Source organism: Micromonospora costi (genome assembly GCF_003626655.1).
Lineage (GTDB): Bacteria > Actinomycetota > Actinomycetes > Mycobacteriales > Micromonosporaceae > Micromonospora > Micromonospora costi.
This window is the reverse complement of sequence record NZ_RBAN01000002.1, coordinates 172,395-197,366: the sequence shown is the minus strand read 5'-3', so window position 1 is coordinate 197,366 and position 24,972 is coordinate 172,395. Positions and strand designations below refer to the sequence as shown.

Sequence of the window (24,972 nt, the reverse complement as noted above, 5' to 3'; positions counted from 1 at the left end):
GCCGCGCGCTCAGTGATTGTGATACGGGGACCGCAGAGCAACCGGCGACTGCATGCGTTGTCATTGGCCCGGGCCCCGATCATTCCCGGGGCCCGGGCCCGCTGCTGGACGTGTGTCAGGAGAGGTACTTGGAGACCACGCCGGCGTCGACCACGGCCTCCTCGCCACCCGCGAGCGTCACCCAGTCGCTGTAGCCGTACTTGGTGTAACCCGCGTTGTTGTCGTACGACACCAGGTCGGAGTCGGCCGAGTTGATGTAAAGGTAGGGGTCCTGTATGGCGAACTGGACCCGGTAGGTGCCGGGCCGTGCCTGGGCGATGTAGGTGCCGTCAGGGTTGATGGTGGCGATCGCACCTGGTTGTCCGACTGCCTGCGGCTGGAGCAGGATGTGGTAGATGCTTCCGGTGGCGGCGCCCGGCTCGCCCTCGTCTCGTGCGCCATCCCGGTCGCTGTCCACCCAGACGGTGCCGCGGATGGTCGCCGCCTCGAGCACCGTGGCGCTGGCCCGCAAGGTGTTGTTGTCAGGGTTGGTGTCCAGCACGGTGTTGGACACGGTGGCGACCAGGTCGAGGACGTCCCCTGGCTGGGCTCCTGAGATCTTGCCGACGACCGTGAGGTTTCCGGTGGTCTGACCATCCCAGATAGGGGCGTGGGTGCAGCTCCATCCGGGCAGGCCGCCGGCGAGCGTGTCGCCGAAGGCGCAGGTCCAGCCATCGCCAGACGCGCTGTAAGGAGCCATGCCGGACGGGAGGGGAACGGTGACGGTGATGTCGCTCGATCTCGACCTGCCGGTGTTCTGGATCCGGCTAGAGAGGCCCAGCACCTCACCGTTGATCATCTGGTAGTCGGCCGACTCGGCGATGAAGTCGAGGTCCACGAAGGCGGGGATGTAGCGGAGGGTCGCCTGACCGGTGTTGTTGGTCAGGGACGACTCCGTTCCGCCGCTGGCGGTCGCGCTCACGGTGAGAAGGTCACCGGCGGTGCCGACTGGCACGTTGAGCGGCACGCTCAGGGGTTCGGCCATGGCCCGAGCGGCGAGCGGGGATGTCGTGCAGGTGGCCGTTCCCAGGAGATCGCACTGCCAGCTGTCCGGGATGACGTAGCCGTCGGTGGGGAACTGGGCGCCGGCGGGCAGTGCGAAGGTCAGCGTGACGTGATCGCTCGTCTGCTTGCCGGTGTTGCGGACGTCGACCGTGATGGTGGTCCAGTCGCCGCTGTCGACGACCTCGGTCGGGTTGGCGCTCACGGTGACCACGAGGTCGGCCAGGGGCGGTGCCGCGTTCGCGGCGGCGGCGGGCAGCAGCGCGATGGTGGTGAGGGTCAGCGCGCTTGCCGCGAGCGCGCCGACCAGTTTGAGACGTCGTTGCTGGTGCAGAGACATGGAATCCTTACGCCAGAGGAACCGGCCGGACCGTCCGGCCGGGACAGGAACCCATCCTGTCCACCCTGGACAGCGTCGATACAGATGATCTTCGTTACGCGCGTCCCAACAATTTCACCCGAGATGGGCGGCCCGCCTGCTGCGCGAGTCGCGTAACGCCGTGCTGGAGTGCGCCGCGGGATGAATTTCGCCCAGTTGTAGCGGAGCGATTGTCGCCGGTCGCGGCCTCCTCGTTCTGGCGCGCGGGTGCCCCGCCCACTACGTGCTGATCGAGGTGCTCGCGGACGTCGGCGGCGAGGCGATCCTGGACCTGCCGCTGGCGAAGCGGCGCGCCCGTGGAAAGAAGATGCGCGCTCTAACGGCTTCCGGGATGACCAGGATTTCCTGGTGGGCACCAGCGACCAGCTGATCGGTGGCCGGATCAAGGACATGTTCACCGGCGACCAGAGCAGCGGTGACAACGTCCTGGGAAGACCGGCACCGCCCAGTCAGCACCGGACCGGCCCGGACCACGGCTGGTTCATCGGCTTTGCGCTGGACAAGAACGGCACGCCGGTCTCGGCGGTCTGTGTGGAACTGGAGCAGGCCGGCCCGGGCGGCAGCGCCGAGGCCGCACGGATTGCCGGCCTGATCACGCCGCACGCAACCCCCGCGCGACGATCAACAGGTGGACGACGAGTAGCGCGGAGAGGCCGAACAGCCCGATCTCCTCGCCGATGCCCGCGAAGATGAAGTCGTTCTGCACCTCGGGCAGCAACCCGGGCTGGCCGCCGCGCGGGCCGGCGCCGAACAGGCCGCCGGTGCCGCTCGTAATGTTCCGGTCAACCGGTTACTGGTCGCGCCGACAGTAGTAGTCGTCGTACTTGGGCCAGAAACTGACCTCGATTATGTAGTAGCCGTGCCGGCCAGCGTCATCGGGAAAGACACTCAACCATAGGCAACGATCCCGCAGCGTCTTCATGCCGAATACCAACCGTCTGTCGGAGACTTCAAACCTCCACCCCGAGTCCCGGGCGACCGCCTCGTAGTGGCCTCGGATCTCCTCGTGCGACAGCCCACTGCGATACTCGACGGCCACCTCACCCGAGAGGCTGCTCTCACTGCCGCCACCATCGGCGCACGGCTGTTGCACACTCGGCCCGTCAACCGGCGTCGCGCCTGTCGGCACTCGCTGAAACACCGCTTCACCAGTCAGCTTCGCCGGCTCGTCCGGCGCGGTGATGCAGCCGGTGATGAACAAGCGAGCCGAGTAGGCAGCCTCCGCCAAGTGAGGCCACACCAGGTAGATATCGACAACGCAGACGACGAGCATGATGGCGAGTCCGGCCCCGATCTTCGCCGACCGTGCTTGCCACCGAGCCTGAGCCTCGCCGTTCACGATGCCCACCCTACGCAGCGACCGCATTGAATTGGCGCCCCCATTGCGAAGGTCTGGACCGGGGCCAACGGCTACCAGATCGCGTCGCAGGCATCGGCCAGCCGTCGTCAGGCGAAGTCAGCAGTGAGTCAGCAAAAGGCTGCCGTACGGCGGTGACGGACGGGAAGGTGTGGCTGGCGGCCGGTGCCTGAGGAGGCAGGACGATGCCTGCTGACACTGATTGACAACCGCGACCAGGCTCCCCCGACGGGGGTCATGAACGACGGGTCGCAGGCGCCCGAACCGACGAGATACCGTTGCGGCGGGCTACCACAGCTCCTTGAGGTTTGATCGACTACGCCTCGACCCGCGATCAATACCGCTGGAAGCGGCTCAGGAACTCGACCACCAGGTGCGGTTCGGTGTCATCCATTCGGGTCCGAGCTCCTGAAGTGAGGCCACCCGCCCGGCCGCCACACGTATAGATCAGGGGCATGGGTGGCCGATCTGGGTAGCGCAGCACGAACGAATACTCGTAGCTGTACCCACTCAACAGGCAGGCTTCGCCCAACGGCTCCGGGGCGGCATCCGGCCACCAGCCGCTGTGCCGCCGCTGCCACTGCCGTCAGGCCTGGTTGCGGTTGGGTAGTCGGTTGATCAGCGCGGCGAAGTCGGCCGCCCCGGCACGCAGCACTCGCTGACGCGGCGGGTCCGCGACCCCGGAGCGCGGTCTGTGCAGCGTCGTGGGTGTCGTGCACAGCAGCACCTCCGTGGCGCCGAGTGGCACGAGCGGCCCATGTGCGTCGACGAACTGGCGCCACTCCGCGATGACCGGGCAGCCGTCCGATCCGAGCGGAATCTCATACGGGGTGCCGGCCACCGTCGGCCAAGGCGGCGCGGTGCGACGGATCCAGGCGATGGCGACCACACCCGCGACCACCGCGACCACCGTCGCCACGACCACCACCGCCCGACGCTGACGTGGACCCGACTTGGTCACTGGCCACCCTCCGGCTCGATGATTGCCAGCGAGGCTAGCTTCTCGTAAAGGACGCGGCGGTAGCGGCAGGCTTCTCGTCAAGGACACGGTGGTAGCGGCAGGGGACAAAAGCCGCCGCTCATCCAAGCGGTGTGCAGCAGAGAGGCAGCGAACGCATCGGCGACGGTCGCGAACGTACGACACGGAACGTTAGATGACCCAGCGCCGATCGGCACTGAACAGCACGGAGCGGCGACTATGAAGAGGGTGTCCCCGCGTTCGGGACGAAGAGGTCGAGTTGCCCTTCGATCCAGCGGCTAACACCGGCGGCGTGAACAACGGCCGCAACAGGCGCACCCGGTCCTTGAGCACCGTCAACGACCGCGTCCAGCCGATCCGCTCCGCGATCACCGTCGCCGGCATCTGCGGCCACTGCTGCAACAACTTCCGGATCTGCGGCTCCGCCGCATCCACGATCGATGGCTTCGCCGGCCGCGAATACCGCGGCGGGCCCTCCGACGCCAACGCCCGCCGAACCGTGTTCCGGCCGACACCCAACTTGCGAGCGATCGTCTTGATCGGCATCCCCTCAGACCGATGCAGACGACGGATCTCCGCCCAGTCCTCCACGCTCAACACCCTCCCGATACTGGAAGGGGGGTCCAGATTCGCCCGCCGCCTGGGGGTCAGTCTTCACGCGTCGCCGACAGCCTTCGTGGCGCCTGGCGATGCTCGATGAAGAAGCGTGTCGAGGCGGCGCAGTCGTGGAGGTGCCAAGGCGAGCCGCGTGTGGTCACGAGCCCAGGGATCCTGACCCTGAATCGCATGGAGCCTGTGCTCGCGTGACATGTAGTTCAGCGGCGCACTGCCCTTGGGCGCGGGGTCAGCGGCCATGGCCGGACGCCAGAATCAAGGCGCGTTCGCCCCGTCAGTCTGACCACAACAGGCAGGGCCTCAGCGTCACTGAGACCCTGTCTGTTGTGGTCAAACATGCTGGGTGATGATCCCGTTCAGTACGCGTATGCCCGGCCGGCTGCTACAGCAGGGTTCCGCCTGAGGTGTCGATCCATTGACCGGTCACCCAACGACTGTCGCCTGAGGCGAGGAAGGCCACTGTGTCGGCGACGTCCTCGGGCGTGCCGATCCGGTCCATCGGTGACAAGGATGACAGCCAGGCCAGCGCATCCCCGACGAGACGGCCTTGGTGCATGTCGGTGTCGATGACACCGGGCGCCACGGTGTTGACGGTGATGCCGCGCGGGCCGAGCTGCTTGGCGAGCATCGCGGTGAGCACGTCGAGGGCTCCCTTGGACATGGCGTAGGTGATCGATCTGGGCATGGCGGAGCCGCGGGTCAGCATCGTGGAGATGTTGATGATCCGGCCGCCGTCCCGCAGCCGTCGCAGGCCGTGTTGGGTGATGAAGAACGGGGCCCTTGTGTTGACCGAAAACGCGTGGTCGAAGTCGCTTCCGCTGACATCCTGGATTTCGGCTTGCTCACCCAGGATCCCCGCGTTGTTGACGAGAATGTCCAGGCCGTCCGCCTGCGCGTCGAATGCGGCCCACAGCGTTTCGGCGTCTTCGGGTACGCCGAGTTGGGCATGAACGGTGAACGCCTGGCCGCCGGCGGCTTCGATCGCGGAGACGGTTTCCTTTGCCGCGGCTTCGTTGCTGCCGTAGTGCACGGCGACGTGGGCGCCGTCACGTCCGAGGCGCTGGGCGATGGCCCGGCCGATTCCTCGGCTGCCGCCGGTGACCAGCGCTGTCTTCCCGGCCAGTGTCGTCATGTCGTACGCCTTTCATCGGGTTGTGCTCAGGGCTTGGTAGGGGGCGGTGTTCCTGGCGTTCTTGAGGGCTTGTGCCCACCAGGTGACCTGGTCGAGGAGGATCTTGGCGGCGGTGGCGGGCCGCTGTTGGTCCTTGGGGTGGCCGTCGCCGTCGAACTGTTCCCACACGTTGTGGAAGCTGACCGTGTCTCGCGTGGTGACGGCGTGCAGTTCGGTGAAGACGGCGCGCAGGTGCTCGACCGCCCGTAGGCCGCCGGAGATCCCGCCGTAGGACACGAACGCCACTGGTTTGGCGTGGAACTGGGTGTTGTACCAGTCGATGACGTTCTTCAGCCCGGCGGGGTAGCTGTGGTTGTACTCGGGGGTGACCACGACGAACGCGTCGGCGGTGTCCAGGCGCGGGGTGAGCTCGTGCAGTGCGGCCAGCACCTGCGGCGGTGGTGTCATCGTGGGCGCGGCCGATCCGATCGGTACGTCGGCCAGGTCGATGAGGTCGACGAGGATGTCGTCGCGGTGCTCGGCCTCGCCGACGAACCAGTTGGCCACGGTCGGGCCGAATCGGCCGTCCCGGATGCTGCCGAGGATGACGGCAAGCCGGAGTCGATTGTCAGACATGGGTCTCCTCTAGAACGGGTGTAGAAGTGGAAGCTTCGGTCCGTAGTGGTGTCTCACGGATGAGCCAGGCGAGTGCGAACGCGACAGTGCCGAGGGCCGCGCCGGCGAGGCCGATGGCGTGTATGCCGTTGGTGACGGCGGCGTGCACGGCGTCCTGGGCGGCGGCTGGGAGTTGGTGGATGGCGCGGGCGGTCAGCTCGCCGCCGGAGAGGATCTGGCCGGCGGTCGAGGCGCCGAGGCGGTCACGGAGCGTGTCCTGCAGCTGGTTGGTGTAGAGGGCGCCGAGCCCGGCGGCGCCCAGCGAGGCGCCCATGGTGTGCCAGAGCGTGACCGAGCCGCTGGCCGCACCCATATCCTGCGGCGGTGCGCTGTTGATGGTGGCGATCGTCGTGCTCTGCATCAGCAGGCCAACACCCGCGCCGCCGAACAGCGTCAGCGCGGACGCAAGGACCACACCGTTGCCCGGCCCGAGCGCGAGCAGGACGAGCATTCCCCCGGCTAGCAGCACGCCGCCGAGGATCGGGTACGCGCGGTAGCGGCCGGTGCGGCTGATGAGCTGGCCGCTCCCGATCAGCACGACGACCATTCCGAGCATCGCCGGCAGGATCAACATGCCGCTGGCGGTCGGGGATGCTCCCTTGACCAGCTGCATGTACTGGGGCAGGAAGGTGGCGAACACCATCATTCCGGCGCCGGCCAACAGCCGCAGGATCTGGGCGAGTGTGAAGTTGCGGTTGCCGTACAGCCGCAGCGGGACGACCGGCTCGGCTGCGCGTCGCTCGACGGCGACGAACGTCGCCAGGGCCGCGAGGCTCACGACGGCGAGTGCCACGATCGGCGCCGACAGCCAGGCGTACCGGCTGCCGGCCCAACTCGCCAGCAGGCTCATCGCGACCAGGGCGGCGGTGAGCAGCAGCACGCCCGGAACGTCGATGCGGGCTTTCAGCCTGCGTGGCCCGGCTGGAACCGCGGCGGCGATGAGCAGCACGGCGGCGACGCCGACCGGGATATTGACGTAGAAGGCCCACCGCCAGCTCAGGTGGTCGGCGAACAGGCCACCAAGCAGCGGGCCTGCGATGAAGGCGACGGGCATCATCGCGCCGAACACGCCCATGAGCCGGCCGCTCTGGCGGGGCGGCACCAGTTCGGCGATGAGTGCGAGGGCGCCGACCATGAGGCCGCCGCCGCCGAGGCCCTGCACCGCGCGGAAGGCGATGAGCTGGGCCATGTCCTGGGCCGCTCCGGACAGCCCAGAGCCGAGCAGGAAGAGCAGGATTGCCGCCAGGTACGCCCACTTGCGCCCGTACAGATCGCCGAGCTTGCCCCAGATCGGGGTTGCGGCAGCCATGGCCACCAGGTAGGCCGACACGACCCAGGAGAAGGATTCCAGGCCGCCGAGATCACCCACGATCACCGGCAGCGCGGGCCCCAGCATCATCCCATCGAGCGGGGCCGTGATCATGCCGAGGACCACCCCGACCACACCCACGTGCAGAGATCGACTCACGGTCCGCTCCAATCGCGTACGTTGTACTCGAAATGCACGCTAGCGTTTCGAGTACGATGTACGCAAGAAAGGGAGGTGTGATGTCCGCCGGCGAGCAACAGGTCAGTATCTGGATGCGCCCAGAGAAGGTGGAGCGGTCCGGCCCAGGCCGCCGGCCCGGGTACAGCCGGGCCCAGATCACCCGGGTCGCCATCGAGATCGCCGACCGCGAAGGACTGGACGCCGCAACCATGCGCCGGATCGCCCAGGAGTTGGGCACCGGCGCCATGTCGCTCTACCGCTACGTGCCCAAACGGGACGACCTGATCGACCTCATGCTCGACGCCGTCGTCGGCGAGATCGAACTGCCCGAGCAGCCCAGCGGTGACTGGCGGAAGGACCTCACCCTGCTGGCCCACCAGACCCGCGCCGTCGGTCTACGCCACCCCTGGCAGGCAACCCTCGCCCGCCGCCCCACCCTCGGCCCCAACTCACTCCGGGTCTACGACTTCTCGCTCAGCACCCTCGACGGGTTTGGCCTACACATTGACGAGATGACCAGCCTCAGCGGCATGGTCGGCGACTACGTCGCCAGCGCGGTCCGCGACGAGATCGGCTGGCTCGATCACGCCCGGCACACCGGCATGGACCGCAAACATTGGATGGGCCAGTACGTCGGACCGTACGTCAAGCACGTGGTCGAGTCCGGGAAGTACCCGATGTTCAACCGCACCATCCGCGAGGGACGGCTCTCTCACATGTCGCCTGACACGCGCTTCCAGTACGGACTGGACCACGTTCTCAACGGCATTGCCGCCGCCCTGTCCAACACGACGACGCGGTGAAAGGCTAGCGCCAGACGTGCGGGAAGGTTCGGATCGGCGGAGTGCCAAACGGCGACGCTGCAACCGTCACCGCACCGACAGCCTCTGAAGCCGGCGAATCCGGCCGTGGACGGCGGCCGTCCCCGCGCTAGTCGCAGCTACTCCGTCACTGCCCGCCACCATTCGCAACGCCCTCACGTCGGCCAAGATGCGGATGCTCAGTACGGACGGCCCAGGTCTCGGACCGTGACAGAGCGTCACCCTGGCGACGATGATCAGGTGACCAAAAGAGCCGGCCAGGCTCAGCCCCAATCTTGGTGCCGGTGCTGGCCGGGCTGATGGTCCTGTCCGCGATCGAGGTGTGGCGCCAAGCGGCATCGCATTGACCTCGGTGTTTTCGAGGTCAGCGTCGGCGGCTGACGTCGGCTGCGTAGGTGGTCCAGTCTCCGGCGCAGGCTCGTTGCCATCTGACCGCGCCTTTGATGTCGATGCCGAGTACGCGTGCCAGGATCGCGGCGGGCAGGTCGGTGGCGAGCTGGAACAGTGCCGCAGTTCGCGCTTCCGTGATGCGAATGCCGATCCGCGCCAGGCGATCACGGAGCGCGCCGTCGGTGATGGGGCGCCCGGCGAGCCGGCCGGAGAACAGCCACGTCTGGCTGCCCGCGTGGGTGTGGGAGCAGGTTCTGGCGGTGACAAGTTCGCGAGTCAGCGCGGCGAGCGGTTCGGGTATCTCGATGGGCCGGTCGCCGAGTCGTATCCGCACGCTGTCGTCGGTGACCTGAACGTGGCCGAGGGTGAGCCGGCTGACGTCGGCGGCGTTCTGGGCGTAGAGGACCACGAGCAGCCCGGCGACGCGGTCGGCCAGGTCGATGGTGTGGTCATGAAGGAGCCGGCGGGCGATCTCCCACCGGCGATCACTGTCGATGGGTGCACCTGGCCCGCCCCATTGCCGGGCGGATAGATAGACCGTTGTCAGCTTGTTGGCGTTCGCCCAGGGGCGTCCGGTCCAGTCCAGCGGGTCGCTGGGGTTGATGATCACGGAGTCAGTCACCCAGCGCCGACGCCGTCGCGTGGCGGTCCCCTTGCCCTATTCGCGGGTCGCCTCCGCCTGCCCGACGGTGAGGGAACTGATCTGTCGGCGCGAAGCGGCCGCTAGTGGCCATGGGGTGCGGGTGGGACCCCCGCCGCGCCAACGCGCAGCAAGCACACTGTGGGCCGGACCTTGCACCATGCGAACCGCAACATCCTGGTGGCTGGTGATCCGCTGTCCGGGCATCGGGCTGGATCGCGGACCCACGCCTATACGTAGTCGCACTTCGGGTTCGGTCTTGACGTCAGGTCGATCATGTCGTTGAGCCTGTCCCGCGCGATCATCAGCTCGGCGATCTGCGTGTTGATCCGGTCCCGCTCCGCTGCCAGCCGTTCCCGCGACTCCGGCGTGCTCACCTTGGCGTCCACGCACGGCAAGAGCTCCGCGATCGTCTTGCTGGACAGTCCCGCACCGTACAACTGCTGAATCAGCCGCACCCGGTTGATCGCCGTGTCCCCATAGAGCCGCTGCCCGCTCCGACTACGCGTCGAGGCCAGCAACCCCTGCTCCTCGTAGTACCGCAGCGCCCGCACGCTCACCTGCGTCCTGGTCGCCAGGTCCCCGATCCGCACAGTGACCCACCTCGCAATACTTGCCTCTGACGTCAACGTGAGGTTTTAGCGTAGCGGCATGCAGATCAACGACACGAAAGCTCTCGTCACCGGCGCCAACCGCGGCCTCGGCAAGGCGTTCGCCGAGGCTCTCCTCGCCCGCGGCGCCGCCACGGTCTACGCCACCGCCCGCCGCCCCGACCGCATCGACATCCCCGGTGTCATCCCCCTCCAACTGGACATCACCGACCCGACTTCCATCGAAGCCGCGGCAGCCGAGGTGGGCGACCTCGACGTCCTCATCAACAACGCCGGCATCTCCACGAACGCTCCCCTGCTCGGCCCCTCCACGGAAAACATCCGCCGCGAATTCGACACCAACTTCTGGGGCACCCTCAACGTCACCCGTGCCTTCGCCCCCAAACTCGCCGGCGGCGCCATCCTCAACGTCATCTCGGCGTTGAGCTGGTACACCTTCGCCCCCGCCAGCAACGGCTACGCCGCCTCCAAAGCCGCGGAATGGTCCCTCACCAACGGCATCAGACTCGAGCTGACCGACCAGAAAACTCAGGTCACCGCCCTGGCTCTGGCCATCGCCGACACCGACATGATGGCCGCCTACGACATCCCCAAACTCCCACCCCGCGAGGTAGTCGCCATGGCCCTAGACGGCCTGGAAGCGGGCGAACTCGAGGTGATCGCCGACACTCCCACCGCCAACGTCAAGGCCTCCCTGTCCCGCGACCCCGCCCTCTTCTACGCCGACATCCCCGGCGCCCTCTTCAGCTGACACCACACCTCTGATCCGCGGCAATGTTCAGAGAAGACCCGACGAGATGGCCGATAACATCGAGGGCGTAGACGATCGCCGTACGGCTGGTCGCGTGCGTGAAAGGCGCGACCAGCGACGGCCCGTCAGGGGACCGCCCGGCGCCAGCACCGCAACGTGTGGTTTAGGCGGTCGACCCCAGGTAAGCGGAGTGGACCAGATGTGGCAGAACCCGAACCGCATTCACACTGTTCAGGGGTCGATGTGACACGGTCGGCCGTACGCCGACGCCTAGCCTGCTCCGCTCACCGATGGCCAGTCGCCGCAGCGCCGACAGGCTTTTCCGACCCGCGAACGGCCCCAGCGCTGCGGCCATGTCCGGACCTACGGATCAGGCGGCGGGTCGGGCCATCCACGGGCCACAAGCCGGTGGCAGCAGAGGTCAATCCAGGACGCCCGAGGCCGGGGCCGACACATCGCCTCTGACGCGAGCCGGAACCGCCACAGAACACGCGGATGTCGCATCCGCAGGTACCAAAGGGCTTGGCCACACGGCTGGAACCGGTTGCTCGTCTAGCACGACGCCTCCGTCGGGGTGCGGGCGTCCCCAAGGACGTTGGTCGGCGTCGATCGGGCGGCCGATTCAGGCGATCGGTTGTCCCCGTTCGCGTCTTCGAAGGGCCGCGTCAAGGCGACTTCACCGCCGCGCATAATTCCACCCGCCGTCCTTCGTAGCGGACGCGGCCGCCGTGCCTGCCGCGGCCGGGCCGAGGTCGATGAGCCAGTCGGCCTGCCGGATGGTCGGCCTCGCCTTTCTCGGCGCCGATTTCACGATCGTCGGGCGGACCGGACTCACACCGGCGTGCCGCACCGTCGCCCGGCGACTGCTCGCCGCGACCGGGAATCCCGCGGAACCGTAGCGCCCTCGCGGCAGGGAGAGCATCGACGGCCGACGTCGAGTCGTCGCCATCACCGTGACGGCCGGGAGCGGTCGCGTCCCGGTGGGGGTCAATCCCAACGAGGGCCGTCGTTCGCTGTGTCTTGCCAGGGCCGCCGTGACCAGCGGACAATTATCCGCCTTCCTCTGTCAGAGGAGATATATGCAGACAAATGCGGGTACCGGCCATCCGGCCCTGGCGAATGGACAAGTTAATTAATAGTCAATTGTATACAGGTGCGCGAGGCGTCGACGGTTGTGTGGCGCCTCCCGTCGCGCACGCCATCCGGCCTTGTCCCGCCGTCTGCGGATTCCGTGAGAATTGATGGACATTGACCTGCGTGTAGGGTGAGAATCGGCCCGGACCGGTTATCGACCGGGAGGGGCAGGCGTTGGTCAGACAGGCGAACATCGATGCCAGTCACCTTCCAGCGCTCTCCGTACCGCGGTTCGTCGGACGGACCCGGGAGCTCCTCGCGCTCGGCGAGGCGCTCGGGCAGCCGCCCGTCGTGATCCTGCTCGAAGGCGAAGCGGGCATCGGCAAGACCCGGCTGCTGCGGGAGTTCCTGGCAGCCCCGTCCGAGGGTGAGCGCCGGGCCCTGGTCGGGGCCTGCCCGCCGTTGCGCGAGCCGTACACCCTCGGCGCTGTGGTGGACGCGGTCCGCGAGGGCGTGGGCAACGGTTCCGACCTGCGGCTCAGTGGCCTGGGCGGCGCACTGCGGCCATTGTTTCCGGAGTGGGCGGCCAACCTTCCGCCGGCCCCGGAGCCGCTGGAGGACGCCACGGCGGCCCGGCACCGGCTGTTCCGCGCCTTCGTCGAGTTGCTCAGCCGACTCGACGTGGCGGTCCTTGCGCTCGAGGACGTGCACTGGGCGGACGAGGCAACGCTGGAGTTCCTGCTCTTCCTTGTCTCACGCCGCCCCCAACCGGTGAGCGTGGTGTTGACGTACCGGCCGGAGGAGGTGCCGCCCGACTCGCTGCTACTGCGGCTGTCCTCCCGGCTGCCCGCCGACGCGCACCTGGTCAGGCTGACCCTGAAGCCGCTAGGGGTCGGCGAGACCGCCACCTTCGTCTCCTCGATGCTCGCCGAGGAGCACGTGTCGGCCGAGTTCGCGTCCTTCCTGCACGCACGGACCGAAGGCGTGCCGCTGGCTCTGGAGGAGTCGGTGCGCTTGTTGCACGCCCGGGCCGACCTGATCCGCCAGGATGGTGGCTGGGCTCGTCGCCGGCTGGATCACATCGAGGTGCCGCCCACGATCCGCGATGCCGTGCTGGAGCGGGTCGGGCGGCTCCGACCCGACACGCGGACCGTCCTGCACGCCGCCGCGGTGCTCGCCGAACCGGCCGACTATGCCATCCTCACCGCGGTGACCGGTCTGCCCGAGGACCGGGCCATGGCGCAGGTCGCCGACGTGGTCGGTTGCGGCCTGCTGCGTGAGGACGAGCGCGGGCAGTGGTCGTTCCGCCATTCCCTGGCGTGCCGAGCGGTGTACGAGGCCATCCCGGTCCAGGAGCGGCGCCTCATGCATCGGCGCGCCGGCCAGGCCCTGGAGAACACGGCCCTGCCGCCGGTGGCGCAGTTGGCGCGCCACTTCCGGGAGGCCGGCGACGCCGAGGCGTCCTGCCGGTATGCCGAGCGGGCAGCCGACCTCTCCACACAGTCCGGTGACGTGGTCACCTCGGCGCTGCTCCTGCACAACCTGGTCACCGCCGTCGCGCTGCCGGTCGAGCCGCTGGTACGGCTCGTGGCGAAGATCCACTTTCAGTCCCTGCCCGGGTTCGACCCGTACTCGAAGATCATCGAATCGTTGCGGACGGCTCTCCACGCCCAGGTCCTGACACCGGAACAGGCGGCACTGGTCCGCTTCCAGCTCGGCCGGGTACTCATGGTGGCGGGAGCCATGGAGGCGGGCCGCATCGAGATAGCGGAGGCGGTGGCCCACCTCGCGCCGGACTCGCTGGAGGCGGCGCGCGCCCGGATCTTCCTCGCCATACCCCTCGCGGACGCCCGACCGGCCGCGGAGCATCTGCGCTGGCTGCGCGAGGCGCCTGCCGTGGCGCCCTCGATCGCGCCGCACGAACGCCTGCGTCTGTTCCTGGAACGCGCCTTCGCGTTGATCATGCTCGGTGAGGAGGCCGGGTGGGTTGAGGCCCGGCAGTTCCCGGAGGATCCCGCGAGTGCGCGGGAGGCGGTGCTCGTCGCGATCGGCCAGACGAACGTCGGCGAGGCGGCGATGCGGTGGGGACGGTACGACGAGGCCCGGGCGCGGCTGGCGAAGGCCCTGGCGCTCGTCGAGAAGCACGAGCTTCTGGGCCACGCCGGCAGCGTCGCCTCGACCCAGGCTCATCTGGACTGGTTCACCGGCGCCTGGTCGGGGCTCGCGGACCGGGTCGCCGCGCTGTTGGACGACGACGGGGTGCGGCTGAAGGACCGGGCCGAGGCGGCCCTCGTGGCGGGCCTGATCCACGCCGCCGCCGGGGACCGGGAGCGAGCCGAGGAACGGCTGCGCCTCGCCGGGCACGACGACCAGCAACGGGTCGAGGCCGCGGCCGCGCTGGCGCAGCTGCACCTGCACGACGGCAACGTCGACGAGGCGCTCCGCCTCACCGACGAGCCGGCCGAGATCGCCGTCCGCAGTGGGGTCTGGCCGCGGGCCACCGAGGTCGCCCCCGTACGCGTCGCGGCGCTGGTGGCCGCCGGCCAGCTCGACGGTGCGACCGACCTCGTGACCGCGTTCGAACGGGCCATGGGTGACAAGGACGCTCCGGCCCCGCAGGCGTCCCTGGTGGTGTGCCGGGCGATCCTGGCCGAAGCCGACGGCCAGTTCGCTCGCGCCGCGGCGCTGTTCGCCCGCGCGGCCGCCGCGTGGCAGGCACTGCCGCGCCCGTATGACGCTCTGCTCGCCCGGGAGCGCCACGCCCGCTGCCTGATCGCCGTCGGCCAGCACGACGTCGGCCGGTCGGCGCTGTCCGAGGTGTCGCGGGCGTTGTCGGACCTCGGCGCCCACAACGACACCGACCGGGTGGCCCGGTCCCTGCACGAGCGCGGGTGCGAAACCCGGGTGACGCGGGGCCGTGGCCGGCCCAGCTACGGCAACCAACTCTCGCCGCGCGAGCTGGAGGTGGCCCGGCTGCTGGTCGGCGGCCGGACGAACCGGCAGATCGCCGACGCGCTGGTGGTGTCGACGCAGACCGTGGCCAGCCAGCTGAAGTCGGCCATGCGCAAGCTGCGCGTGCCGTCCCGTACCGCGCTCGCGATCAGGGTGGTGGAGCTGGGCCTCGTCGGCGAGCAGGGGCAACCACCGGCGGTCGACGAATAAATTCCGCCCTCCTCGCCACACGCGAAGAAATGGCGTGCCAGCGGCCGCCGCTTTAAATCCCGCATCTGACCAATCGAGCCCGGGCCAGCTCGTATTCACACTTGTCACCATGTTGTTCGCAGAGCCGCCGACGTCCGAACCGGCAGGTGACCCGGCCGAACCGGCACCCCGTGCGAAGGACGAATCGGCACCGGCAGGAGCGCCCTCCACTTCGACACCCGCCCCGACCGCAGAGGCTGCGGGTGGCGCCGATGCTGGCGGCGAGTACGAACCGGTCTAGCGAGGAGGTCCATGGTCAGACCGTTACCGCCAGTGGCGAGAGGCACCGTCCCACCCCCCGGACCGCGCCGCCGAACCACTCCGTTCCGCGAATGCCACAAGCCTTCGCGAGTTCCGGGCGCTCGTAGGACGCGCGCCCACACGCCATACCCGGCACATCCGTAGTCGCAATTCTGGCAGGAGACCGAGAGATGAGGCGAAGCCCGGCAAGTAAGCGTTTCGGGCGACGCTTGGGCGCGACGACCGCCGGCTTGACCATCTTCGCGATGGTCATGTCGACCACGGCGGCACACGCGACCGAGCAGACCCGGCAGGCGCCACTTCCCGATGTCCCCCCGAGACAGACCGTGACCGTCACCGCGAACGACGACCTGCTGCGGGCCGTCGCCGCGTCCGGCGCGACCCTCCCGCTGACGCTGGTCACCGGCGACAAGGTGTACGTCGGCATCGACGCCAACGGTAAGCCGGTCGTCCGCGACACCGAGAGCGCGGCGCGGCCCGACGGATCGTCCGTCGTGTTCCACACCATCACCCGCAGGGGCGTCGTGCACGTCGTGCCCAACGACGCCCTGTCGTTGCTCGGCAGCGGACTGCTCGACTGGGGGCTGTTCGACCTGACCAAGCTAGCGATGCTCGCCGCGTCCGGCACGGTCGGCGAGGTGCCAGTGCTCGTCACCTACACCGAGAAGGCCACGGCCGACAAAGCGCTGAAGGCCGCCGGGGCGACCGTCGACCGGGCACTGCCGAGCATCGGCGGACGCTCGATGACCATCGCCGGCGACGGCCGGTGGTGGCAGGACGTCCGGGGCAAGACGAGCCCCGGCGCCGCCGCGGCCCGGTCCGCCGGCTCGCTGGAAGGGGTCCGGAAGGTGTGGCTCAACGAGCTGGCCCGGATCAGCCTGGACTCCTCCGTACCGCAGATCGGTGCGCCCGTCGCCTGGGACCGCGGGTACGACGGCACCGGTGTGACCGTGGCGGTCCTGGACACGGGCATCGACCCCAACCACCCGGACGTGGCCGGAAAGATCGTCGAGGAGGTCGACTTCAGCGGCAACGCCAACGGCGTCCGGGACGGGCACGGACACGGCACCCACGTGGCGGCCACGATCCTCGGCACCGGAGCCGCGTCGAACGGGCTGCGTAAGGGCGTCGCCCCCGGCGCCCAGCTGCGGGTCGGCAAGATCTGCAACGACGGCGGTTCCTGCGAACTCGACGCGATCATTGCCGGCATGGAGTGGGCCGCCAACTCCGGGGCCAAGGTCGTGAACATGAGCATCGGTGGTGGGGCCACCGACGGGACCGACCCGATGAGCGAAGCGCTCAACCAGCTCAGCCGCGACACCGGGACCCTGTTCGTGGTCGCGGCCGGCAACAGCGGTCCGTCGAGCGGGACGGTCGGCGCTCCCGGTGCCGCCGACGAGGCCCTGACCGTGGCGGCGGTCGACAAGGAAGACCAGATGGCCGACTTCTCCAGCCGCGGACCGCGGATCGGGGACGGCGCCGCCAAGCCGGACATCGCGGCTCCGGGTGTCGACATCGTGGCGGCCCGGGCCGCCGGCACGTCGATGGGTACGGCGGTGGACGAGTACTACACCAGTGCCAGCGGCACGTCGATGGCCACACCGCACGTCGCCGGCGCCGCGACCATCATCGCCCAGCAGCACCCGGAGCTGACCGGTCAGCAGATCAAGGCGCTGCTCATGGGCACCGCCACCGACCTCGGGCACGACATCTACGCCCAGGGCGTCGGCCGGGTGAACGTCGCCACCGCGGTCGACCCGACGATCATCGCGGGCGGGACCCTCAGCTTCGGCAGGCTGGCGTACCCGCACTCGCCGCTGACGAGGACGGTCACCTACACCAACCACACCGACGAGGCGATCACGCTGCACCTCACGACGTCGATCTCCGCCGGCGACCAGCCCGCGCCGGCGGGTCTGTTCACCCTCAGTGCCGACGAGGTCACCGTGCCCGGCAAGGGCTCGGCCGAGGTGACGGTGACGGTCGACGGCCGCGTGCTCGGCACCGACGGGGTGTTCGGCCGCTACACCGGCCTGGTGAACGCCCGCGACTCGGCGGGTGCGCTGCGCGCGGCCTCCCGGGTCAACGCCTTCCTCGAGCCCGAGCGCTTCGGCCTGACGGTGAACGTGGTCCACCCGAAGGACGCCACCAACGTCCGGTACGGCGACGCCATCTTCCTGCCGGTCGACGACAAGGTGCTGCTGCACGATGGCCCGGTCACGATGGATGGTGCGGACACGATGACCGCGCCGCTCTTCGGCGGCACCTATTCGGCCGCGTTCGTCGTCGAGTGGCAGGACGCGGCCGGCGAGTGGCACACCGCCGTACCGGTGGTGGCGGAGGTGGACGTCACGAAGGCGACCACGGTCACCGTGGACCTGCGCAAGCTCAAGCCGCTGAAGGTGCACGCCCCGGTGGCCACCGAGACCTACGACGGGGTGACCAACTTCGAGCGGCTCTCCGCGACCGGCGAGTGGGGGATGACGGGGGAGCTCACGGCAACGTACGGCGCCGACGAGCCGAACTGGTGGGCGCTGCCGACCGACAAGGTGCGCACCGGCACCTTCAGCCACAACACGTACAGCGTGCTGGCGACGCCGGTGGTCACCATGAACGTCATTGGTGGCGGTCCCACCTTCAGCCTGTCCAGCCGCTACCACACCCCGAACGTCTCGATCCCGGCGGGAACGCAGACGTGGCAGGAGAACGAGACGGACGTCAGCCGTGACATCGTCGTCCCGGTGCCCCGACTGGCGACCCGCGGGCTCGTGCCGGTGGTCCACGCGGGCACCGGGTCCGCCGCGGACCTGGCCAAGGTCGACGCCCGGGGCAAGCTGGTGCTGATCACACCGACCGACATCTGCACGACCAGCTGCGAGTTCGTCACGCTGCGGGACGAACGGGTGGCGGCCGCCGCCGCGGCGGGCGCCGTCGGTGTGCTGGTCGCCGCACCGGGCCTCACCTCGCTGGGTGTCGTCCCCACCCAGAGCGCCACGTGCACGGACGGGCCGCAGAGCTGCCCCGCGGTCCAGCCGTACGCCGCGCTGCCGATCGTGAGCGTGTCGTACGACGCGGCGGACGGCCTCATCAAGCGGCTCCAGCGCGACTCCCGGCACGTCCGGATCCTCCTGGGTGGCAGCGCCGCACCTACGGTCTACGCCGCCTCGTTCGGCGCCTCCGGTCAGATCCCGTCGAACCTGCCCTACCGGACCAGGACGAGGGACTTCGACCGGGTCGACCACCAGCTCCACGCCGACCGGCCCGGAGAGATCTACAGCTTCACCTGGCAGCAGCAGCCCAAGTCCGGCCCGGCCGCGGTGCCCCTTGACGTGCCGCTCACGGCCACGCAGCGGACGCTGACCACCTTCGTGAAGCGGCAGGGCGACGCCATCAACCGGTTCCACACGGCCTGGGCCGACTACGCCGGAGAATCTGTCCTCGGCCAGAGCCACGGCGAGACGCAGGACGTCGCACTGAGCGGCCGGAAGACCCTCCACTGGAACACCGGGCCGACCGTGCCGGGCGCCGTGCCGCAGGTGCGGACCAGGTCCGGCTTCACCGTGCAGACCGGGTACCTGTGCTCGGGCTGCCGGCAGGGTGACACCTTCTACCCGACCTTCTACCTGACCGGCAGCGGCGGCGGCCAGCAGGCGATGATCGGGCTCGTCAACGACACGGGCATCGGGACGTACTACTTCGGCACCGCGACCTGCGAGCCGCCCGCCTGCAGCTTCACGTTGCGCAACGAGGCCGGCGACGAGGTCGAACGTCGCCTCGTACACCTCACCTGGGGCATCGGCGGCAAGTCGGGAGCCACGGCGGATCTCGTCGGAGGTCGGCGATGACAGTCGAGACAGCTAAGGAGACTGACGCCATGAACACGAGCGCGCCGTCGTCGCGGCGCCGCAAGGGTACGGTCGCCGCGCTGGTCACCGCAGCGGTGTTCGCCCTCGGCTGCTCCGTCGGCGGGGACATCGTCGCCTACGACCTGCCGGCGGAATCCGCCCGGTACACGTTCGAGGCGGAGACCAACGGGGTCAAGACGGTGTGGGAGTACACCTCCGACAAGCCGGCCGAAGGGGACGCCTCGGAGTTGCAGCCGTGCATGGGCGACGTGCTCGGCAACAACATGGCGGCCTGCCGGCCCGAACCGCTGATCTTCCTGAAGTACGACCTCGGTCTGGCCCTGGACAACACGGCCCGGGCCGGGGTCGCCCACCGGATCACGGTCGTGGGCTACTACCAGGAGCGGCTCACCGCCCCGCCCTCGGTGACCTCGTTGCGGGTCGAGGCCAGCTTCGACGGCGGCCAGACCTGGAAGGCGGCGACCACCCAGGCCGCGGGAAAGAACACCTTCACCGTGGAGATCAAGCACCCGCACCGGAGCCAGGGCGCCGAGGCGGTCGGGCTGCGGATCAGCGCGACCGACAGCGGGGGCAACACCGTGAAGCAGACCCTTCCCACGGCGTACCGCCTGAGGTGACGGGTGCCGCGGCACCGGTGAACTGATGGTCACGGCCGGGGCGAGGTCCACATCCTCGCCCCGGCCGTTCCGTGCGGCCACCGCGGTCGCCCGAGACGGGGCCAGGCCCACGACGTGCGGCACCGCCAGGGCGCCGAGGCGCGGCGCGGCTCACCGCCGTGACCGGCGAGCGGGACCGGGCGGAGGAGGCGATCACCGCGTTGGGCGAGCAACCGCGGCAGCTGGAGCAGCGCGCCCGGGACGCCGACGCGCGTGCCGCCGGTCCGCAGCGCCAGCTCACAGACGCGCGCACCGCCACCGACCGCGAGCGGGAGCGCGCGGACGCCGCCGAGGCGCACCCTTCCGCGTTCACCGCCGCGCTGGCCGCGAGCGGCCTGCGGCCCGACGCCCCGGCAGCCCGGCATGACCGGCCGCTCCGGGTCCGGGCGTTCGCTCATCCATCTGACCGATGGCGGCGAGGCGGGGGCCTGGCCCGGATCCCGCGGAACGAATCAGGCGCTGGCGCCGGCGGTGCGGGCGGCGAACCACCGGGCGGCCTCGGTGAGGCGGTTGCGGCGGGGATCGGTGGCGAGCGCGGCCAAATCCGGCAGGTCGACCTGGCGGTCGCCGGGTGCGGCGTCGGCAGCGAGGGTGACCAGGTCGGCCAAGCCCGGCCGCGCTCCGGCGGGCAGCAGCATCGGCAGCGCCACCGACGTCACCTGCCAGGCCGCCTCACGGGCACCGGCCCTGAGCACCTCGGTCAGCGGCTGGACGACCCGCTGCAGCACGATCCGACCGGCGGCCGCGAGTCCACCGATCTCCGCCCCGATGCCGGCGCTGTCCCAGTCCGGCCGGTCGGCGAGGGCGATGAGCGCGTCTCCGGCCGCCAGCCGGACGGATCGCCGATGGTTGGCGAGCGCGTACGCCATCGTCGACCACATCGCCGGGCCGGGCGGGCCGTCGGCGTTCGCGAGACCGGTGAGGATCCCACTGGCGATGTTGCCTCGCTCCACCGCCGCGGCGACGAAGGGCTGAAGGTGCGCGGCCATGACCTCCCGGTGCGACGGCGTGATCATCGGCCAGAGCGCCAGGCCCGCAGTCGACCGGAGGTAGTTGATCCGCTGGACCGCGCCGAGCGGGTCGGCGAGCTCGGCCGGCAGGCCGGCCGGGTCCACGATCGCGATCCCCCGGCCGGACCGGTATGGCTGGTGGCCGACCTCCTCCATCCGGGTGCGCGGCTCGATTCGGGTGGCCAGCGCTGCGGCGAACCGGCGCCCGGCGGGGGAGACGAGACGCCTCGCCCCGGCCTGGACGACCTCGTCGACCTCGCGCGGCAGCCGCAGGATGGCCTGCGTCAGGTCGGCGTGGCCCGGCTGCCAGCCGTCGTGGTCGGCCTTACGTAGCAGGTCGAGCACTCGGGCGGGATCGACGTGCCCGGCGACGGTGGCCGGCGTGGCCAGGAGCGCCGGTGGCGGCTCCTTGAGTAGCCGTTCGGCGAGTTCGGTGAGCCGGCGTTCCAGAAGGCGCGTCACCGGATGCGGCTCCGCCACCCGGTACGGCGTGTCATGCGACACGTAGCTGCCGGTGGCGGCGGCGACCACGCAAGGCCACGGTCCGGTCCACTGCGGGATCATCGGCTTCAGTATGCGATCGGCGGCGGCGCGGTCGCCCCGCGCCGCCCGCACCAGCCCGTCGAGCAGCAGCTCGTGCCGGACGGGGTCCTCGTTGCCCTTGCGGAACAGGATCGTCAACTCGCTGGCGAGCGCGCCGAGATCCAGAGGTGGTGGCATCTCCGCCGGCGGCTCCGCGACGCGCGTGGGAACGGCAACGGGAGCGGGCGGCGCGGCGCCGAGCAGCCCGGCCAGCCGGTGCGCGACCGTGCCGTCGAGCGCCGGCAGTTCGGCCCGCAGCCGCTTCCGGGAGTCCTCCGCCAGCGTCGGCAGCCCCTTCTCGATGAGGTCGAGGGTGCGTTCGGCGAGTTCGGGCACCGGATGGAACAGTCCCACCACCAGCCCGTCCAGCACCGGCTCGAGCGGAAGCGTCCGTAGCCACTTCACATGTGCCCGCACCAGCGTCTTCTCCTGGCGGGACAGCATGCTCTGGGTGATCTCCAGGAGGGCGGCCGGATGCAGCGCGGACACCCGGTGCAGGTCGCGCAGCGCGGTGTACGCGAAGGTCGCGACCGTCGACATCGGCGCGGTCAGCAGCCCGATCAGCTCCTGCCGATGCTCGGCCAACTCGTCGAGGGTCGGTGCCAGCTGCCCGAGCAGATTGAGGTACGGCTGGAGCAGCCCCTTCCGCCCGCCGGCGCGCAACCGGCGCAGGCATCCCGCGATGAGCGTTCGCCGGTCGATCCGGCCGGTGGCGGCCAGCTCGAGCAGGGCCGGCGGCCAGTTCCGGCCGGCGACGCCGGTCACGAAGGCGGCGGCCACCCGGTCGTCGTCGAACAGGTACGGCACCACGTGGTCGAGCCACGGGTCGGCGGCCAGGAGAGCGGCCAGGGAGGAGTTGCCACGCCACATCGCCACGTACTGCGCCACGGCCGCGGGCGTGTCCGGCGGCCCGGCACCCACGGCCCGCATGAGCGCCTCCGTGAACGGCCAGTGAGCGGCTCCCCGGATGCGCGAGCCGGACCGGCGCAGCAGGTGCCGGGCCAGGCTGGCACCCCAATCGGCGCCGCGCACCCGGAGCAGGCCGGGCACCATCTCGGGTGACACCCGCAGAGGCGGGCCCGCGGACCACGGCCGGTGCAACCGCCTGACCGCGTCAGCGATGGTGGGAGTGCACGCCAGCACGGCCATGGCGAGGGCTGCGTGGCGGCGCTCGTTCAGCTCTCTGGCCTCTTGGCTGGCCCGCCACTCCAGTCGCTGCTTCTCGAAACCCCGCTGGCGTTCCTGCTTCTGCGACCGCTGGCTGGCCATGAGCGCCCGGATCCCGGCGAGGTCGCGGGGGATCTCCTGCCCGGGCGCGGTCATGATCATGAAACCGAAGCTGCCCGACGTGGGGAACTCCGGCTCCGGCTCCGGCTCGGGCTCACGCGAGGGCAGCACGACCGGCTTCGGCTCGGCATGGGTCGGCGTGTGCGCCTCCAGCGCCGGCAGCAGGGCGGCCCGCCCGCCGGCGTCCAGACCCGCGAGCGTCTCCCCGAGCGCGTCGACGTCGGCCTCGTCGATCCGCGCACACATCTCGCGCCATACGTCACTCACCGCGCGTCACCCCCCGGTTCTCCTCGCTGAACATCGCTGCCACGACGTGCTTGCACGGCCCGCGCAAGCCCTGATGCTCGGCCCACCACGCGCAGGTGCAGGCGTACCCGGCGCCGCGTCGGTGCACGAGGTAGGTCGAACCGCCGGAGGTGATCTCCACGCCTGCGGCGGTCGGCACCACCCCGCCCGCTGCCCCCAGCGCCCGCGCCGCCGCCAGCCGTGGATGCAGCGCGGCCACGAGATCGGCCCGGTAGGGCAGCGGACGGTGGAACGACGACGCCGCCGCGATGTCGTAGCCCACCTGGCCCGCCGTAGCGAGCGCGGCGAGGGCGGATGTGGCCCGCGTAACGTCCCAGCCCATCCGCTCGGCGACCGACGACCGGTCGACGACCGGGTCGGCGACCAGCAGCGCGCTCAACGCGTCGGCGTCGGTGTCGGCCGACCCGGCACCGAGGTCGGCCAGCAGTTGACCGTCCGCGGCGAAGCCGTGCTGCACGGCGGTCGACAGCAGCAGCGTGAACCGGGCCGTGCCGAAGTCGAGCACCCAGCCGCTCACCTGGGCCGGCGCACCGCTGACGGGCGGCGCGTAGAGGGTGACGGTGCGCGCGAGAGGGAGCAGCGAACGTAGCACCGACAGGCGGTATCCATCCGCCACGCAGATCGCGCCGCGATCCGGTCGGCTCGTGGAGCGCCACCCGGTCGCGGCCGGCATCAACCAACGCGTCCGGCGACCGGTGCGCGCCGACACCTCGGCCAGCAGCGCCACTGCGCGTCCTGAACGGAGCTCCAACCGCGGGTCCATTGGCAGCGCGTGCGCCGACACCTCGGCCAGCCCGCGCAGCCACCGTTCCGGCAGGGGCACCCGCTTTTCGACGACGCGCCCGTCGAGCGTCGACACGGCGAGTTCGTCCGCGCCGACCGCCAAGCGCAACGGGTCCCCGGCCCCGACGCGGGTCAGCGCGGCGTACAACTCGGGGTTTATATCGACGTTGGCCACCCCCTGACTCACCGGCGCGCCGTCCAGTTCGTCGGCGGCCAGGTCCAGGCGCCCGTACACTCCTCCGCAGGCCGACAGTGCCTCGAGCCGCAACCGTTCGCCGTCGCCGGTGACCACCGGATCGCGACCGCCCGGGCGACGCACCGGCCGGAAGTCGGCAGCCGCGATATCGGCCAGCGCCAACAGCCCGCCAGCCACCACCCGAGGCGTACGCACGAAACCGGCGAAGAAGGTTTGCTCGTCAACCCGGTCCGGCGCCGATGTGGCAAGGGCCACCGTGTCGCCGACCACGCCCGACGCGTGCCGGTAGATCCTGGTGTCCACCACGGACGCGTTCGCATTCAATGGCTGGTCCTTCCTGGGATCCCGCTGCACCGTGTCCGGGAATGGTGCCACGCGTCGCGCAAGCCGCGCTGTCCGCAAGGTGTGTCCACCATGGATCGGTGGTAGCCATACGCGGCAGCTAACCGAACCGGTACGACATTTTGTCGGGTTCCACGCCGCTCCGGTTCGATCCACCGGTCCGGGCTCGAGCGCGTTGGTGACGTGGCTGGACCACTGCGGCCGCTTCGCGATCCCGCCGCCGCAGGATGACCGGCGGCGGCGTTGACGCGCCGTGTCGCCCGATTCGGGTTGCGGCCCGCGCCACCACCCGGGCAAGCATCCCGGATGCCTGCAGCGAGACGGTGCAGTCTTGCCTGAGCAACGGCAGCTCGACCGTCTGCGTTCGTTGCGGTTCGAGGAGTCGACCCGGCGGTTGGCGGGTGAGCCTCTGTAGCTTGCATGGCGGGTCGCGCAGCTGTGCCTCGCGCCGGGCCCGGCAGTCCGCATCCAGTCCGCAAGAGGGCGACCAACGGCGGGGAGCGGTGTGAGATGTCGGAAGCCGTGTCCGCTGCTAGACCCTGTTACGTG

16 protein-coding genes and 3 pseudogenes are annotated in these 24,972 nt (G+C 70.0%); 7 read left to right on the top strand and 12 right to left on the bottom strand.

The window, feature by feature from the left end; translation table 11 throughout:
- Positions 1-115: 115 nt before the first annotated feature.
- Positions 116-1,381, bottom strand: a complete 1,266-nt coding sequence (locus D7193_RS11810) for a DUF11 domain-containing protein (RefSeq protein ID WP_120779545.1) — start codon at positions 1,379-1,381, stop codon at positions 116-118.
- Positions 1,382-1,643: 262 nt separating this feature from the next.
- Between D7193_RS11810 and D7193_RS33425 the strand changes: the two genes are divergently transcribed.
- Together D7193_RS33425 and D7193_RS34835 are read left to right on the top strand one after the other, a co-directional pair.
- A complete protein-coding gene (locus D7193_RS33425; protein WP_158674801.1) occupies positions 1,644-1,790 on the top strand; it encodes a hypothetical protein in 147 nt (48 codons plus the stop codon).
- Positions 1,791-1,848: 58 nt separating this feature from the next.
- Positions 1,849-2,014 (top strand): annotated as a pseudogene (locus tag D7193_RS34835) (penicillin-binding transpeptidase domain-containing protein); the annotation flags it as partial.
- Position 2,015: 1 nt separating this feature from the next.
- On the opposite strand, the pseudogene D7193_RS11805 reads toward D7193_RS34835, so the two are convergent.
- The 7 genes and pseudogenes from D7193_RS11805 to D7193_RS11775 form a co-directional block, all read right to left on the bottom strand.
- Positions 2,016-2,186, bottom strand: a pseudogene (locus D7193_RS11805) (FtsW/RodA/SpoVE family cell cycle protein); the annotation flags it as partial.
- Positions 2,187-2,210: 24 nt separating this feature from the next.
- A complete protein-coding gene (locus D7193_RS11800) occupies positions 2,211-2,759 on the bottom strand; it encodes a hypothetical protein (protein ID WP_147434372.1) in 549 nt (182 codons plus the stop codon).
- A gap of 604 nt (positions 2,760-3,363) precedes the next feature.
- Entirely contained in the window at positions 3,364-3,705 is a 342-nt protein-coding gene (locus tag D7193_RS11795; protein WP_120779543.1) for a hypothetical protein, read from the bottom strand.
- Between the two features lie 336 nt (positions 3,706-4,041).
- A pseudogene (locus tag D7193_RS11790) lies at positions 4,042-4,356 on the bottom strand (helix-turn-helix domain-containing protein); the annotation flags it as partial.
- A 397-nt stretch (positions 4,357-4,753) separates the two neighbouring features.
- Positions 4,754-5,503: an SDR family oxidoreductase gene (locus D7193_RS11785; RefSeq protein WP_120779542.1), complete on the bottom strand. Its 750-nt coding sequence runs from the start codon at positions 5,501-5,503 to the stop codon at positions 4,754-4,756.
- 12 nt (positions 5,504-5,515) lie between these two features.
- Complete coding sequence (locus D7193_RS11780) at positions 5,516-6,118, bottom strand: NADPH-dependent FMN reductase (protein ID WP_120779541.1); 603 nt, start codon at positions 6,116-6,118, stop codon at positions 5,516-5,518.
- The gene (locus D7193_RS11775; RefSeq protein WP_206611890.1) at positions 6,111-7,625 is read right to left on the bottom strand and encodes an MFS transporter; all 1,515 of its coding nucleotides are present in this window, start codon (positions 7,623-7,625) and stop codon (positions 6,111-6,113) included. The genes D7193_RS11780 and D7193_RS11775 overlap by 8 nt, the downstream gene beginning before the upstream one ends.
- Before the next feature lie 80 nt (positions 7,626-7,705).
- Between D7193_RS11775 and D7193_RS11770 the strand changes: the two genes are divergently transcribed.
- A complete protein-coding gene (locus tag D7193_RS11770) occupies positions 7,706-8,449 on the top strand; it encodes a TetR/AcrR family transcriptional regulator (protein WP_120779540.1) in 744 nt (247 codons plus the stop codon).
- Between the two features lie 382 nt (positions 8,450-8,831).
- Here the strand turns inward: D7193_RS11770 and D7193_RS11765 are convergent, their stop codons facing one another.
- Positions 8,832-9,467 carry a hypothetical protein gene (locus tag D7193_RS11765; protein WP_120779539.1) on the bottom strand — a complete coding sequence of 212 codons (636 nt, stop codon included), beginning with the start codon at positions 9,465-9,467 and terminating at the stop codon, positions 8,832-8,834.
- A 260-nt stretch (positions 9,468-9,727) separates the two neighbouring features.
- Positions 9,728-10,090: a MerR family transcriptional regulator gene (locus D7193_RS11760; RefSeq protein WP_120779538.1), complete on the bottom strand. Its 363-nt coding sequence runs from the start codon at positions 10,088-10,090 to the stop codon at positions 9,728-9,730.
- Between the two features lie 58 nt (positions 10,091-10,148).
- Here D7193_RS11760 and D7193_RS11755 point away from each other — a divergent pair, with 58 nt between their 5' ends.
- From D7193_RS11755 to D7193_RS11740, 4 genes are all read left to right on the top strand, one after another.
- Positions 10,149-10,859, top strand: coding sequence for an SDR family oxidoreductase (locus tag D7193_RS11755; protein ID WP_120779537.1), 711 nt, complete (start codon positions 10,149-10,151; stop codon positions 10,857-10,859).
- 1,308 nt (positions 10,860-12,167) lie between these two features.
- Complete coding sequence (locus D7193_RS11750) at positions 12,168-15,095, top strand: helix-turn-helix transcriptional regulator (protein ID WP_120779536.1); 2,928 nt, start codon at positions 12,168-12,170, stop codon at positions 15,093-15,095.
- A gap of 626 nt (positions 15,096-15,721) precedes the next feature.
- On the top strand, positions 15,722-19,240 hold the full coding sequence (locus D7193_RS11745; protein ID WP_206611889.1) for a S8 family peptidase: 3,519 nt from the start codon (positions 15,722-15,724) through the stop codon (positions 19,238-19,240).
- A 29-nt stretch (positions 19,241-19,269) separates the two neighbouring features.
- Positions 19,270-19,878: a hypothetical protein gene (locus tag D7193_RS11740; RefSeq protein WP_120779534.1), complete on the top strand. Its 609-nt coding sequence runs from the start codon at positions 19,270-19,272 to the stop codon at positions 19,876-19,878.
- Positions 19,879-20,369: 491 nt separating this feature from the next.
- On the opposite strand, the gene D7193_RS11730 is transcribed toward D7193_RS11740, so the two are convergent.
- Entirely contained in the window at positions 20,370-23,063 is a 2,694-nt protein-coding gene (locus D7193_RS11730) for a DUF6493 family protein (RefSeq protein ID WP_158674799.1), read from the bottom strand.
- Positions 23,056-24,720: an SWIM zinc finger family protein gene (locus D7193_RS11725; RefSeq protein ID WP_147434371.1), complete on the bottom strand. Its 1,665-nt coding sequence runs from the start codon at positions 24,718-24,720 to the stop codon at positions 23,056-23,058. Before D7193_RS11725 ends, D7193_RS11730 begins: the two co-directional genes overlap by 8 nt.
- Positions 24,721-24,972: the final 252 nt, after the last annotated feature.